Here is a 13,175-nt window from a genome sequence, read left to right as displayed (position 1 = left end):
TATTTTACGTTTCATGACGTAACATAAGAAATCAAAAGTTCACTTTCTGAAATGCCAGCCGGCTTCGTCACGCCAGTAAAGTGGCTCAAAAAATATTAAATAGGTTGGAATTAAATGAAGTTTCTTGCAGTTGTTCTGGCTTCTTGCGTGCTTGCTGCATGCGGTGGCGGTAGCGGTAGCGGTGGATCATCAAACCAAGGTAGCACTCCGGCAGACCTGACAATCAGCGGAACAGCTGCCACCGGAAGGGCAATTGCTGGAGCCGCAATCAATGCTAAATGTCAAGTTGGCACCGGCGCCGCAACAACGAATGCCGATGGCACTTTCAGTCTTAACGTAATTGGCGGCACGCTGCCTTGCCTTCTTCAGATTGCCAACCCGTTGGACGGCACGAAATTGCACACGGTTGCGACTGGAAGCGGAAATACGGCGATTGCCAACATCACTCCACTTACCGAAATGCTGGTTGCTCGCGTATTGCGAAATGACCCTGCAGTCTTTTTCGCCACTTTTGATCCGGCCATTGCAGTCAACACCATGACAGCTGCCAACTTAAAAGCGGCTCAGGTCGATGTCGGTGCAATATTATCTGGCGCGGTGGATACCAGTTCACTCACCGATTTCATTGCAACGACACTTAGGGCCGCCACGGCAAACGACCTCACCAGGGGCGATGCGCAAGACAAGTTGTTGGACGCACTCAGAGCGAAACTAAGCCCTGCGCAAATCACCCAGGTTGTCTCGGCGCTGGTTAAAACCTCCAGTACGGCAGAAATCAAGCAATTTGTAGCTAATCTATTGGCAGTGCCGCCCACCGCCAATGCAGGCGTTGATCAAAGTGTGGTCACGGGAACTGTTGTTACCCTCGATGGCAGCGCAAGCGCGGTTTCCGCTGCTCGTATGTTGACCTATACATGGACACTTACAGCCAAGCCTGCAAACAGTTCCGCCACTCTTGTTTCGCCAACATCGGCCAAACCGACTTTCACCGCCGATGTTGCAGGAACCTATGTAGCCAGCGTCGTCGTCAATGACGGCTTGGTAAGCAGCAGCACAGCTGCTGTTAGTATCACTGCAAGCGTGCTAAATGCCCCGCCGATTGCGAACGCAGGTGTCTCACAAAATGTCGTTGCAGGCACAATTGTCACGCTGGATGGTAGTGTCAGCTCTGACGCTAACAGTGACCCACTGACTTACTTTTGGACACTGTCAGCGAAGCCTGCGGGCAGCATTGCCATCTTGTCTTCATCAAACTCCGCTAAACCAATCTTCACCGCCGATGTGGCCGGCTCATATGTCGCGACCCTTGTCGTCAACGATAGCAAGGTCAGTAGCAACACAGCAACTGTCAATATTACTGCCGCCCTGGCAAACGTCGCACCAGTTGCCAAAGCAGGTGATGCGCAAAATGCAGTGGCGGGCGAAATTGTTCGCTTTGACGGAAGTGCCAGTTCCGATGCAAATGGCGACACATTGACATATGCATGGACAATGACTTCTATGCCACCTGGAAGTACGGTCAGGTTGATGTGGATGACCTCAGCTAAACCTGATTTCACCGCTGATATGCCAGGAACGTATGTGATGACGCTGGTTGTGAATGACGGAAAAGTCAATAGTGCAGCTGCAACCACCACAGTTACCCTCCTAAGCGCCGGCACTCCAATTGGAGGGATTATTAGCACCGATACTCATCTGTTTTTGGATAAGTCCCCTTATCTAATTACAAATACTCTTCAGATTGCATCTGGTACTACCCTGACCATAGACCCTGGCGTAAAAGTTAAGTCCACTGGTTTTCCGATAAATGTATACGGAACTCTAAAAGTCTCCGGAACGCCTTCTGCTTACGTTCAGCTAGATTCAGTATCAATAAATAACAGTGGGACGAGTTCGACTCTGAGTAGTTCAATCCAAATAAGTTACGCAAAGCTTAATAACGGATCACTCATGCCGCCCAGCGGTAATGCGGTTTATGGAAATATTGTCCTGACTGATTCGATTCTGACTTCAGTAAATACGAGTTCTGGTTCCAATTACATGTATATTTGGTATCCAGAAAAAGATTGTTTTATTGAAAGAAATATTTTCAAAAACTCTGGCGGACTCAGTATTGGGGTTGATACAAGAAATGTTGCTAGGAAGGTATACATCAGAAACAATGTATTCACAGGCATAATCGGCGATGCTGTAAAAAACTGGGCTAGTTACGGAGGCGAGACGACCGTAGTTTCTGCAAATTCTTTCTTGGATATTGGACAAGTCGTGTTGAGACTTCCAAGTGGGTATGATGCTGCAGCAATGACGGCGACAGGAAATTATTGGGGAACATCTGATCAAGTTCAGGTGCAGAGCCGTATCTATGACAAGAGCAATGACCTTAGCTCTGCCGGATTGGTGAATTTTTTGCCGCTGCTTACCAAACCAGATGCATTAACTCCTACCTACCCTTAATTTGATAGATATACGGCAAGCAGGTTTGGGCAAGCATCAACTCTCTCTCAATTTGTTGTAGAGATTGGTCGTATATCCAATTGAATAATCGAATGCTTGCTAGCCCTTGTAGTCGAGTTTGGTAAGTGGTCGGTGTATCGCGCGATTGTGGGAGCAGGAAGTGGCAAAAACAACTTCAAAAGCGCCTCACGGCGCCTGTCTACAAGGAGGGAGCAGATACACACACAAGGAGGTTTTAGTAGCGAAGGAAGTCCGATGTTCCGTTTGGCTTCCGATGCCGGTGTGCAGATGGCGGCCAATGCAGCTTGTTCATCGCCGACCAGAATGACATGGTTAGCGCTGAAAGTCACTGGACCATGCTGGACGGCACGCAGAGGTGCTAGATCTATGCCTGGACAAGACCCTCGCGCCAATCGACCGCGAGCACAGGCAACCAAGCTGGGTGTTCGATAAGCGGTGCAACCTCAGATCTTTGATCTTTTCACCCTGGGTCGGGCTTCGCCACATGACTACGGCCGCTTCGCCGCCTTCGTCATCCTAATGCCTGGGTTGGGGTTCAGGAACGCCTCACGGCGCCTGTCTATCAGGAGAATTCAAGGAGGGAGCGGCACACCCAAGGAGGTTTTGAGTAGCGAAGGAAGCCCGATGTGCCTTCTTGCTGCCGATGCCGGTGCGCGGATGGCGGCCAACGCAGCTTGTTCATCGCCGACCAGAACAACCTGGTCAACCCCGCGAGTCACTGCGGTGTAGATCAGCGTCTGGTCCAGCAACCGGGAGTGGCGAATGGGGACGATGACCCGAGTGAACTGACTGCCCTGCGCCTTGTGCACGGTGATGGCAAACGCATGATTGAGCGCATTGACTTGCCTGGTGGTGAGGTCGTATTCGACACCGTCGAAGCTGCAGGTGCAACAGAGCTCATCGGATCCCTCCACCTGCAGCGCTTTGATGATCTTGCCCAGAGACCCGTTTCGCAACCCCAACTCATAATTGTTCTCGGTGTAAATCACCAGGCTTCCGACCTTGAGCGGGAGCCGATCAATCGTGTTCGCCCACACCACGCCATGCTGCAGATCATGACCGAGAACGGGTTCGGCGCCTTGCAGGTACCGCCCATGCAAGGCGGCGTTGAGCGGTTTGACCCCACCGACGTTGCTGTTCGTGATCGCAAGAATCTGAACACTGAAGTCCGACCCGTCTGCGCCCAGCTCGGCATACACCTGCTGCACCGTCTGCTCCAGACGCTCAGGCGGGCATGGAATAAAGGAAACACCCACATGAGGCTTGCCTTGGTAGGGGCACCATTCTGGTTCTTGATGCGAGCGAATGGCCGCCGCCACCTGGGGAATGCCGCTCGAAGCGCTCTGGCGCTTGACCTGTTTGAGTTCCGTCTGCGGAATTTCGGACAGCCCGGCGAGCGCGTGAAGCACCAGGCCTGGACCAATCGGCGGCAATTGGGCGGGATCGCCCACCAGGATCAACCGCACGCCACAGGGGATGAATCGAAGCAGGCGGTACATGAGAATGACATCGACCATGCTGCTTTCGTCCACAACGATCACCGTGCCCGGACCCAGCTGGCTGGACTCCGTGTTGACGAGAAACCCGGCAATGGTCGAACTCAGCCGGCCTGTGGCTTCGGTCATGCGCTGCGCTGCGCGTCCCGACAGGGCCAGCTGATGGATCACGACACCGGGCTGCAATTCCTCCAGAGCCTCATAGAGCGCCTTGAGCACCGTGGTCTTGCCGGTGCCTGCACCGCCCAGTATCAGGCTCAGGGACGCCCCTGCGCTGGTGCACACGGCGTCGCGCTGCGCCTGGGTCAGGTCGATGGCGTGCGCACGCTCATAGGTATCGAGAATGACGTCCAGCCGCGTCAGATCGGCTGCGGGTGGAACAAAAAGTCCCTGCTGCCCCTGCCCTTGCTCGCCGGCGAGCATGTCGCGCAACCGCTCAGCGACGTAACTTTCGATGAGATACGGCCCCTGCGCCTGAAAGAACCCATTAACCCGCCGGTACACCGTTGAGGTTTCTGCCTGGGACAAGGCCAGTTTGGCCAGCGCCGTCGTGCCGAGCAGCTTGACCAGAGACGAGCGAACTTCCTTTTCCGGCAAGCAGGTATGCCCGCCCGTCATGCCCCGATACAGCGACTCCTCGATGGCCGACTCAAGGCGGCGCCGATCATCGTCCAGAATGCCGAAACGCTTGCGGGCCAGTTCATCGACTGCGGCCCACTTTTCCTCAAACGAAATCAAGATGTACGGGTTGGCCTCGATCTTGGCCTGCGCATTCTCTTTGTAATATGTCACGAGGCTCATGCCAATGCGCCGCTGAATCCCGATCTGATCCAGCCAAAGAAGCGTGTGGGCCACCTTGTACTTGTCAAAGGCGTGGCAGAGCAGTTGCGCGGCCTCGTCGCTGATCACCTCGGTCAAAGCGCCAAAATTCCTTTGCTCGATCAGCTGACCCAGCCGGGGGCCAAAGCGGTCGTACAGCTTGCGGGCCTTGACGTGCCCAATGCCCGCGCAGTCGGGGGACTCAGCGATCCAGGTGATGATGTTGCGGCCAGCTGGGCGAACCAGTTGCGCCGAAACCGCGGCAATCTGCCTTTCCTTGAGGTTGAACCCATTGGCCGCCTGAGACGCACGAATCGACAGCGCGCCCGTCACGCCCCAAATCTGCCCTTTTTGCACCAGACTGGCGTCGGGAAGCAGGGTGAAGGGACACACCGCGACATAGGATTGGCCCTCGTCGCAGATGCCCGAGAAAATCACGCCGCCGAAACTGCCGCGGCTGCGAACGGCGGTGATGCGCAGCTGAACCGACAGATCACTCATGGAGGCAACAGTCGCCCCGTGGCGCACAGGTGGGCGTCCAGGTGGTTGAACCGGATCAGTTTTTCCCGCAAATCCCGCGCTTCGGCTCGCAAGGTGGCGTTCTGTTCTTCAAGCACCTTGACCCGTTGTTCGGTTTTTCCCTTGGCCGCCAGAATGCGTCCGTCCACCGCCAGGCGGGAAGCCTCGGCCACATGCCCGGCGGAGGGGTTTTGAGCGATTTTTGACAGCCCGAACAGGCCCAAGGCCAGGAGTCGCTCTTCCAGAGCGGCCAGCGCCTCCTTGACGGCCGGATTCTGCCTGACCACCGAGAGGGCAAAGCCGCACTCGGCAGCAATCTCGGACCGGTTCAGTTTGTCGCCCCGAATGTAGTCGGGCCAGTCTCCGGCCTTGTCGCGCTCAGCGACCCACGACTCGAACTGAACCAGGTTTTTGACGCCCATGTCGCGCCCGCTTAATTTTTCCATCCTTGGGCGTCTCCGTTGTGCTCAGGCGTCCGTTCTTTCACGGTCAATGCGTGGAAGCGGTTCGTTGAGCTGATGCTCTTTGACGCCGTATTTATGGGCGTTGTACTGCCATCGAGCAAACTGCTCCATCAGTGCCGAGTTGGTCGCTTTCAGTTCATCGATCGCGTTTTGCTGGCGCGCCAGGCGCTGCGCGGCAATCGCCAAACTGCTGGGCGTCGCAGTCCTCGGTTCATGCACCTGCACGCCGCTCTTTTTGGCGCTGAAGGCCTCCTTGATCGGCTGGTGCGTGCTGAGTGTCTGGCGCGTCGTCTTGGCCCCCAGGATGGCGAATGCCGAATCGCAAACGCCTTTCCAGGTCAGCTTGCCGGTCGGCCAGCCGCGAATGATGTCCACGATGGCGTCGACATCCGCCGATGTCAAGTGCTTAGCCAAGGTCAGCACCCAACTGACGGGTCATTTCAGAAAGCAGGCCAGCGTCGCTCGTTTTGCCCACCAAGGCTTGGTCAGCCTTCTCCCGGATGGCCCGGCGCAAGTGGCTGAAGTCCTTGCCGTCGCGCAACTTGATTTGCGATCCGTCTGGCACTTCAGGGTTTTCGAGAATCTGGACCAACTGTCGCACCCGAACGACGGTCTTTTTCTGGATTTCGTACCACCGGTCAGCACCAGAATACTTCTGCTCAATCGCCTCTTTGGCTGCGGCATAGTCCTTCTCGACCTCCTCCAGACGCGCCTTGATGCGCTTGAGGCGTTCGCCATCCCCCTTCAGGCACACCTGCTCCTGGCAGTTCAAACAGTCGCGGAATTTTTCGCAAGGCGACATCGTGTAGTCGTGAACGCAGACCCCGAATTCAGTGATATGCACTGCCCCACGCTCCATCAGGTTGAACTCCTGCGTCGAGATGGGGATGTGCTGGGCGACTTCGCCTGCAGGTCCAAAAAGCGTCAATGCCGTGTCCAGTGCTTCGGCTTTGGCAACCATCTCGAACTCGCTCATGTGGTTGTACACGCTGTTTTGCTTCATGTCGGCGCGACCTGCCCATTTTGCGGCCTTGTCTTCCGAGAGGCCTCCCCTCTTGGCGATGGTGTGAAGCAAATGACGCGCTTGATGAGATGCTAATTGGAGCGGTTGACCATCCATGGACTTGTAGCCATGGCGTTCAAATATGCTCTTGTGAGAATCGCCCGCCAGTGATTCCCTCGGCGACATGGTTGAATTGAAGACGGTTCCAGTTGGCATCCACAAAACAATCGGATTTTTTTCGAAGTTACGGTGCAAGGTGTTGAGGGTCATGCAGAACAACGCATTGCTGTACTTGATTCCTTTCTCCTTGCTCAACCATGGCAGACCTTTAGGTTGACGCGATTTTGTATGCTCCCAGAGACTGCGCAAAGTATGGGTGCCATCGGTTGCAACAAGCTTGGCAGCCTGGAGTGAAGAAGTGCAAACGTTTCTGGTTTTGTTACCCAACCCCAGAAATTTGCACGCCTGGAAAACCGTCAGCGGCTGATCATCCGGCACGTCAGGGCACTGGGCATGCCGATAGACTTGATTCGGGTTGTCTTCCATCCAGCGGGCAAGTTTCCTGCCGTCTTCCGTCATTGAACGAATGCGGCGCATGGCCTCCTTCGCGACCTGAACCATGACCGTGGGTATCCACTTGATGTTCCCGTTATAACCTTTGCCGGAGAAAAAGCGCCAGCCATAACGCAGTATCCCTTTTGAATCGCGTTCCTCCACTTCACAGTCCACAGGCAAGTGCAGTATTTCGGTGATCCGGGAGGGCGCGCACATCGTCAGGGCGAAAGTGGACGTGGTGAACATGTCCTTGGGATTTTGGGGATTGTTTGAAAATATCTCGGCCAGCGCGTCCAGCGCCTCCGTCAGAGGTAACTTTTTTTCCTGAACAGCCTTGGCTTTAGGCCCCGTCTGAATGGTCGCATCCGTCGGTTTTTTGATCGGGTGTTTCCATGTCCCCAGGTCGGTGGCGATCAAGCGCTTGGCGGTGAGAAAATGAGCCAACCGCTCAAGCTCCCGACCGCAGTGATAAGCGGCCTCGGGCGAGTAATGATTTCTGCCGATGAGCGCAGCTTGGTCCAGCGTTGCCATGTCAAGCCCATTGATGGCTGCACTTTCTTTGCGCTGCAACAATGCCCGCTCAAGGGCGCGCAGTGCTTTTGTTTCGTTCATCGTTCCCGTTGGGCGATGACTCTGCTGATACCGAAAATAGGCCTTCGCAAAATCCATCACCGCAGGGTCCAGAGCATCGTTGTCCGTACCGCCCTGTGACATGGTGCCAAGTTTCGTGAACTGGACCCCTGGCCACTTCCAGCTATTCCACTTCAAGTCCCGGCCAAGCAGCGTCAGATCGTCTTTGCACATCCGAATAAATTCGGCAAGATTTTCAGCTGCAGTCAGCTGCGATTGAGGGGAAAAGTGAATCAACTCGGCCATCACGCACCTGCCTCTCGTTGTAGCTCTTCACGGCGGATTTGACACTTCTGAATGACCTGGGCCACCGCGAAGATGGTCCGGTCGTTCACTGCGGCGATCGCTCCATCCCCTGTGATTTCCATGATTCGCTCACGCTCTGCAAGCATGTCGGCATAGATGATTTCATGGGGACCGTCCAACCATGGCTGGAAATGCCTGCAGGTGTAGCAAGGGATGGGCACGTTCGCGCCACAGAACCCGTACGTCCCACAGGTACCGGTTCCTTGGCCCTTGTGGCGTATACGGCTGTTGAGGTCGTCACCACGCAGCGCCTCCCCTTCCCGGTCTACCAAAACGCCTTGAAACGCCTGCGCGAAAGGCGCCATCAGAAGCCCGACGGCCTTGTCTAGTGCTGCAGCGTGTTCGGGGATATTTTTGATGTAGACATCCGCGTTTTGCGTGTCCGAATGATCTAGCAGCTCGGCAATCACCATGGTGCCGTGACCCTCCCGCGCGGCCCGCGTGCCCGTCGTATAACGAAACCGCGTGGCCACGATCTCCAGAAGATCGCCAGTGCGCTCCGAATAGCATTTAGCGGACAGCACCACCTGTCGCAATGTTTTCGTGATTTCTAATGATGCCAGGTGCAGGCGGTCCGTGTCGAGCAACTCCCGCAGCTCAGACACCGACATACCTTTTGTAAACGCCTTCAAGTCAGGAAACAAGGGAAGCATCAAACGGTCAGCCTCCTGCAGTTCGTAACCCAACTTTCGCTCAACCGACTCGATGCATTGTGTGCGTTGGGCGTTCAGCACCACCCATAACTCCTGCGTCATCGCAAACGCCTTGAAACTGTCCCTGAAAACCTCACCCTGTTGCTTGACCCGGGGAATGCGGATGAGGTAGAACGGCTCGCCCTTCTTGTTTTTCTGGGTGCCGTCAAGATCGCAGATCTTCGTATAGGCAATTTGCCTCGGGCGCCGACCAGTATGGCTGGTCAGTAGCGACATCGCCAAGCCGGTGATTGAAATCAGATTGGTCTCAAATCCCCTGACTACCCCTTCGTTGAACGCCATCAGTTCGTTGTCAGTCAGCGGCCCCTGGGTGGGATCAAGCCGTTGAACAGCATCGCCCTTGACATTACCCTTCAGTCTCCACCCATTGAGCAGATCAATGACGTCATCGCCGATGCCCGGGTACCCGAGTGCGTGCCATTTGTAGAGAAATCCTCTTATCGTTCCGAGATACCATTCGGTATCACGATCGAGCGTGGCCCTGTAATTAATCAGGACAGTTGTTGTAATATTTGATGCTTTAGTGTCACTGACCATAACAGTGAATCTGTCGCAAATATTGCGAGTGTGCGCCGCAGACATTGTTCTTGCGTAATGAACAAGAGTTGAAATAAAGGCATCCCACGTTTCTTTATTCAAGTATTGTCGTGCCGTTGATGTATTAATCTTGTTATCTTTATCCAGTATCCAAACGTGGTCTTCTTCAGAAAACAAGTACCCAGCGCGCGATTGATGCTGCTTGGCACTGTGAAGGGCCACCGGATGGAACGTATTTTTCATGCCCGTTGTGCTGGAGGGAATTGGATCAGTCATTTTTTTAGATTCTCCGGAATTCTTGAGATGCCTTCTTGGAGCGCCAAGCCGGCCTCCATGGCCTTGGCCTCGATAAAGCGCTTGTTGTAAATGGCGCTCGTTTTAGAGCCTTTTTTCCAGCCCTGCAGATACGATCTCATCTCTTCCTGCTCTTTCTGCTGCTCAGGTGAGGTTTCACCTTGCCTCTGCTTTTGATCCATCACTTCCGAGAAGTCGTGGTTCCAGGTGTGGCGCAAATCGTGCCCATGCAGGCAAGCCAGTTCTGGCGAAGCACCGGCAATCAAATTGATCACTTGCCTGTATGCAGAGCTAGAAATCGGTTGCCCCTTGGTAGGTCCAGACTTGTGCGTGACAAACAAATAGTCGTTTTTTCTCGCCCCCGGCACCTTTTTTCGGTGATTGGTAACGTATTGGTGAATCGCGTTGGCGAGGGTATCTTTCATGGGGAGCCGTCGATCAAGCGTCTTGACAAGCGGCTGGTCAACCCGGGGGTCTGATTTTTCATCGGCACGCCGGGCAATGACAATTTGATTGTTCGACCAGTCAATGTCCTTGATGCGAAGGTTCAACAGCTCGCCGCCACGGATTCCCAGATGCAGCAGCACCCAGATCATCAACTGGTTTCGAACCTGAATGGCGAGGTTCTCAAAGGGGTTGCCCTCTGCCCCCGGGCGAATGAGTTCCAGCAAAACCGCCACCTGCTCCTTGGTCAGGCCCTTTTCTCGCCCTTCCTGGTTGCGGCCTTTTTTGGCAGGCCGGCGGGACTCCAAGCCTTCCTGCATGGCTTTGATGGCACGGGTGGTCTGCTGATCCTTCGCGGTAGATAACAAAATATCGGCCAGCCACTTGACGTATTTACCAATGTGGGTCAACCGCATGTATTCGCTGGCCAGTCCAGTGACCTTTAGCCGCTTTGGCCTTCCCTTAGGCGACAGCGGGATGACATTTCCCGATGTGTCAACGCGCTCTCGAGCGAAGCGCAACTGACAATGATCCCGAATGGCGTCCAGTTCGTGAAGCTCAAAGAACTCGCGCTTAAGAAATCGAGCCTCTAAGTCTATTTTTCGTTCGCCGCAGAACATCAAAAGTACGTTGATGCTAATGAGTGACTGCTTCATCACGGCGACGGACAGCGAGTTGTTCCTGATTTGCGTGGTCACGAAAAGATTGGGGTAGTACAGCGGCAGCCCGGACACCTTGTCGACCAGAAGGCAATAGCGCTCCCCGCTCTTCATGACGAAGCTTTTGATCCTGTAGCTGTGCAACTTCATAGATGCTCCATTTGCAACGATAAAACTTTACTTTTTTCTCAATATACAGTTTTACCGATTTCAAAGCGAATGAAACTTGACACTTTTTTGTAAGAAAAATTAAAAAAGGCCCTGATTTCTCAGGGCCTTCGGGTCAAAACCTTACAAAACTGGTCGCAGGTGTATTTTAAAATGGAATGTCGTCGTCCATGTCGTCAAAACCGCTGGAGGCTTTGGATGGTGCGGGCGCTGGCGCCTGACGCGGAGCAGGAGGCGCCGAGGGGCGGCTGGCGGGTGCGGCGGACTGGCGCGGTGCTTCGTAGCCACCGCCGTCGTCATGGCCGGCGCCGGGGCCGCCCATGCCCTGGCGGCTGCCGAGCATCTGCATCTGGTCGGCGCGGATTTCGGTGGTGTACTTTTCAACGCCGCTCTGGTCGGTCCACTTGCGGGTGCGCAGGCTGCCTTCGACGTACACCTGCGAGCCCTTGCGCAGGTACTGGCCAACGATTTCAGCCAGCCGGCCGTTGAACACCACGCGGTGCCATTCGGTGGCTTCCTTCATTTCGCCGGACTGCTTGTCCTTCCACTTGTCGGTGGTGGCGATGGTGATGTTGGCGACCTGGTCGCCGCTGGGAAAGCTGCGCATTTCGGGGTCTTTGCCCAAATTGCCGACGATGATGACTTTGTTGACGGATGCCATGGTTTTTTTCTCCTGAACGGGTCTTGAGGGCCGTCCCCCCAAGCGAAGCCGAGAGTTTAACTGGCCGGACGGCTTTGCGGGTCAGGCTTTGCAACGGCACCCTGCGCCGCGCGGCCCGGCGCCTTCATCGGCCAGGCCACCACCAGCCACAGCAGCATCAGGCCGCCGCAGACCATGAACAGCCCCTGCGGCCCGTGGTGCTTGGTGATCCAGCCGCCCACCGCGCCGCCGGCAAAAAAGCCGAGCGACTGCAGCGTGTTGTACACCCCCAGCGCCGCGCCGCGCGCATGCGGCGGCGCCACGCGCGAGGCCAGGCTGGGCTGGCTGGCTTCGAGCACATTGAAGCCGCAGAAAAACAGCACCAGCAGCGCGGCCAGCCAGCCCAGTCCGGGCGCGGCCGGCGACGACACGGTCCACAGCAGCCCGGCCTGCACCAGCCCGATCAGGCCCACGGCGCCCAGGAAAACGGCGCGCAGGTAGCCGCGCTTTTCCAGCGGAAACAGCGTGCCGCCCATGACCACGAAGGATGCCAGCACCGCCGGCAGATAGACCTCCCAATGGCTGGACTTTTCCAGCCCGGCCGACACCAGCAGCGCCGGCAGCGCGACCCACATCGCAAGCTGCACCGCATGCAGCACGAAAACGCCCACGTTGAGCCGCATCAGGGCAGGCACCTTCAGCACTTCCAGCACGCTGCCGCGCGCCCGGCTGGCATGAACGCGCGGCTCGGGCGGCACCCACCACAGCACGGCGGCAATGCCGGCCAGCGCCAGCAGCCCGGTCAGCGCAAACAGGCCGTGCAGGCCGATGTGGCCCGCCAGCCAGGGCGCGACCACCAGCGACAGCGCAAACATCAGTGCAATGCTGCTGCCGACCAGCGCCATCGCCTTGGTGCGCACCTCGTCCCGGGTGGTGTCGGCCAGAAAGGCGGTGACGGCGGCGGAAATCGCCCCCGCCCCCTGAATGGAGCGGCCAATGATCAGCCAATGCAGGTCAGGCGCCCAGGCGGCAACAAAACTGCCCGCCGCGAACAGCACCAGCCCGGCGATGATCACCGGCTTGCGGCCCCACCAGTCGGATGCCAGGCCGAATGGAATCTGCAGGAAGCCCTGGGTCAGGCCGTAGATGCCCATGGCCAGGCCGACACGGGCCGGATCGTCGCCGCCCGGATAGCGCGCCGCTTCCAGCGCAAACACCGGCAGCACCAGGAACAGACCGAGCATGCGCAGCGCAAAAATCGACGCCAGCGAGAAGCTGGCGCGCCGCTCGGTGGCGGTCATGGGAAACGAGGGAACGGCAGAAGACACGGTGTAAGGGTCTCAAAATGAAAAAGCACAGCCAGGGCAGCCTTTGGCCCGAGTCATGAAGGCAGCTCGGCGAAAGCGCGCCCTCGGCGCAAGAACCGCTGGAGGGTTCAAGCAGCCAAGGCCTT

The 13,175-nt window shown here is 56.3% G+C and carries 9 protein-coding genes; 1 reads left to right on the top strand and 8 read right to left on the bottom strand.

The genetic code is table 11. The features are described from left to right. The first annotated feature begins 114 nt into the window (after positions 1-114). Entirely contained in the window at positions 115-2,454 is a 2,340-nt protein-coding gene (locus ACP7AD_RS04245) for a PKD domain-containing protein (protein WP_426148147.1), read from the top strand. A 593-nt stretch (positions 2,455-3,047) separates the two neighbouring features. On the opposite strand, the gene ACP7AD_RS04240 is transcribed toward ACP7AD_RS04245, so the two are convergent. The 8 genes from ACP7AD_RS04240 to ACP7AD_RS04205 form a co-directional block, all read right to left on the bottom strand. Continuing rightward, a complete protein-coding gene (locus ACP7AD_RS04240) occupies positions 3,048-5,291 on the bottom strand; it encodes an AAA family ATPase (protein ID WP_426148146.1) in 2,244 nt (747 codons plus the stop codon). Next, complete coding sequence (locus ACP7AD_RS04235) at positions 5,288-5,755, bottom strand: VPA1267 family protein (protein ID WP_426148145.1); 468 nt, start codon at positions 5,753-5,755, stop codon at positions 5,288-5,290. Before ACP7AD_RS04235 ends, ACP7AD_RS04240 begins: the two co-directional genes overlap by 4 nt. A gap of 21 nt (positions 5,756-5,776) precedes the next feature. After that, a complete protein-coding gene (locus ACP7AD_RS04230) occupies positions 5,777-6,187 on the bottom strand; it encodes a hypothetical protein (protein WP_426148144.1) in 411 nt (136 codons plus the stop codon). After that, complete coding sequence (locus ACP7AD_RS04225) at positions 6,180-8,207, bottom strand: hypothetical protein (RefSeq protein WP_426148143.1); 2,028 nt, start codon at positions 8,205-8,207, stop codon at positions 6,180-6,182. The genes ACP7AD_RS04230 and ACP7AD_RS04225 overlap by 8 nt, the downstream gene beginning before the upstream one ends. Continuing rightward, positions 8,207-9,760, bottom strand: a complete 1,554-nt coding sequence (locus ACP7AD_RS04220) for a site-specific integrase (RefSeq protein WP_426166001.1) — start codon at positions 9,758-9,760, stop codon at positions 8,207-8,209. The genes ACP7AD_RS04225 and ACP7AD_RS04220 overlap by 1 nt, the downstream gene beginning before the upstream one ends. Before the next feature lie 29 nt (positions 9,761-9,789). After that, entirely contained in the window at positions 9,790-11,064 is a 1,275-nt protein-coding gene (locus ACP7AD_RS04215; protein ID WP_426148141.1) for a tyrosine-type recombinase/integrase, read from the bottom strand. Positions 11,065-11,230: 166 nt separating this feature from the next. Then, positions 11,231-11,743 (bottom strand): single-stranded DNA-binding protein, encoded by a 513-nt coding sequence (ssb, locus tag ACP7AD_RS04210; protein WP_426148140.1) that lies wholly within the window; start codon positions 11,741-11,743, stop codon positions 11,231-11,233. Between the two features lie 56 nt (positions 11,744-11,799). Beyond that, positions 11,800-13,023: an MFS transporter gene (locus ACP7AD_RS04205; RefSeq protein ID WP_426148161.1), complete on the bottom strand. Its 1,224-nt coding sequence runs from the start codon at positions 13,021-13,023 to the stop codon at positions 11,800-11,802. Positions 13,024-13,175: the final 152 nt, after the last annotated feature.

The sequence above is a fragment of the Polaromonas sp. DSP2-3-2b2 genome (genome assembly GCF_049895905.1).
Lineage (GTDB): Bacteria > Pseudomonadota > Gammaproteobacteria > Burkholderiales > Burkholderiaceae_C > Polaromonas.
Note: the sequence above shows the minus strand (reverse complement) of the source record. Positions and strands in the feature narration are given on the sequence as shown.

Coding starts and splice junctions, on each gene's coding strand:
- ACP7AD_RS04245 (WP_426148147.1), top strand. CDS start 115: ATGAAGTTTCTTGCAGTTGTTCTGGCTTCTTGCGTGCTTGCTGCATGC.
- ACP7AD_RS04240 (WP_426148146.1), bottom strand. CDS start 5,291: ATGAGTGATCTGTCGGTTCAGCTGCGCATCACCGCCGTTCGCAGCCGC.
- ACP7AD_RS04235 (WP_426148145.1), bottom strand. CDS start 5,755: ATGGAAAAATTAAGCGGGCGCGACATGGGCGTCAAAAACCTGGTTCAG.
- ACP7AD_RS04225 (WP_426148143.1), bottom strand. CDS start 8,207: ATGGCCGAGTTGATTCACTTTTCCCCTCAATCGCAGCTGACTGCAGCT.
- ACP7AD_RS04220 (WP_426166001.1), bottom strand. CDS start 9,760: ATGAAAAATACGTTCCATCCGGTGGCCCTTCACAGTGCCAAGCAGCAT.
- ACP7AD_RS04215 (WP_426148141.1), bottom strand. CDS start 11,064: ATGAAGTTGCACAGCTACAGGATCAAAAGCTTCGTCATGAAGAGCGGG.
- ssb (WP_426148140.1), bottom strand. CDS start 11,743: ATGGCATCCGTCAACAAAGTCATCATCGTCGGCAATTTGGGCAAAGAC.
- ACP7AD_RS04205 (WP_426148161.1), bottom strand. CDS start 13,023: ATGACCGCCACCGAGCGGCGCGCCAGCTTCTCGCTGGCGTCGATTTTT.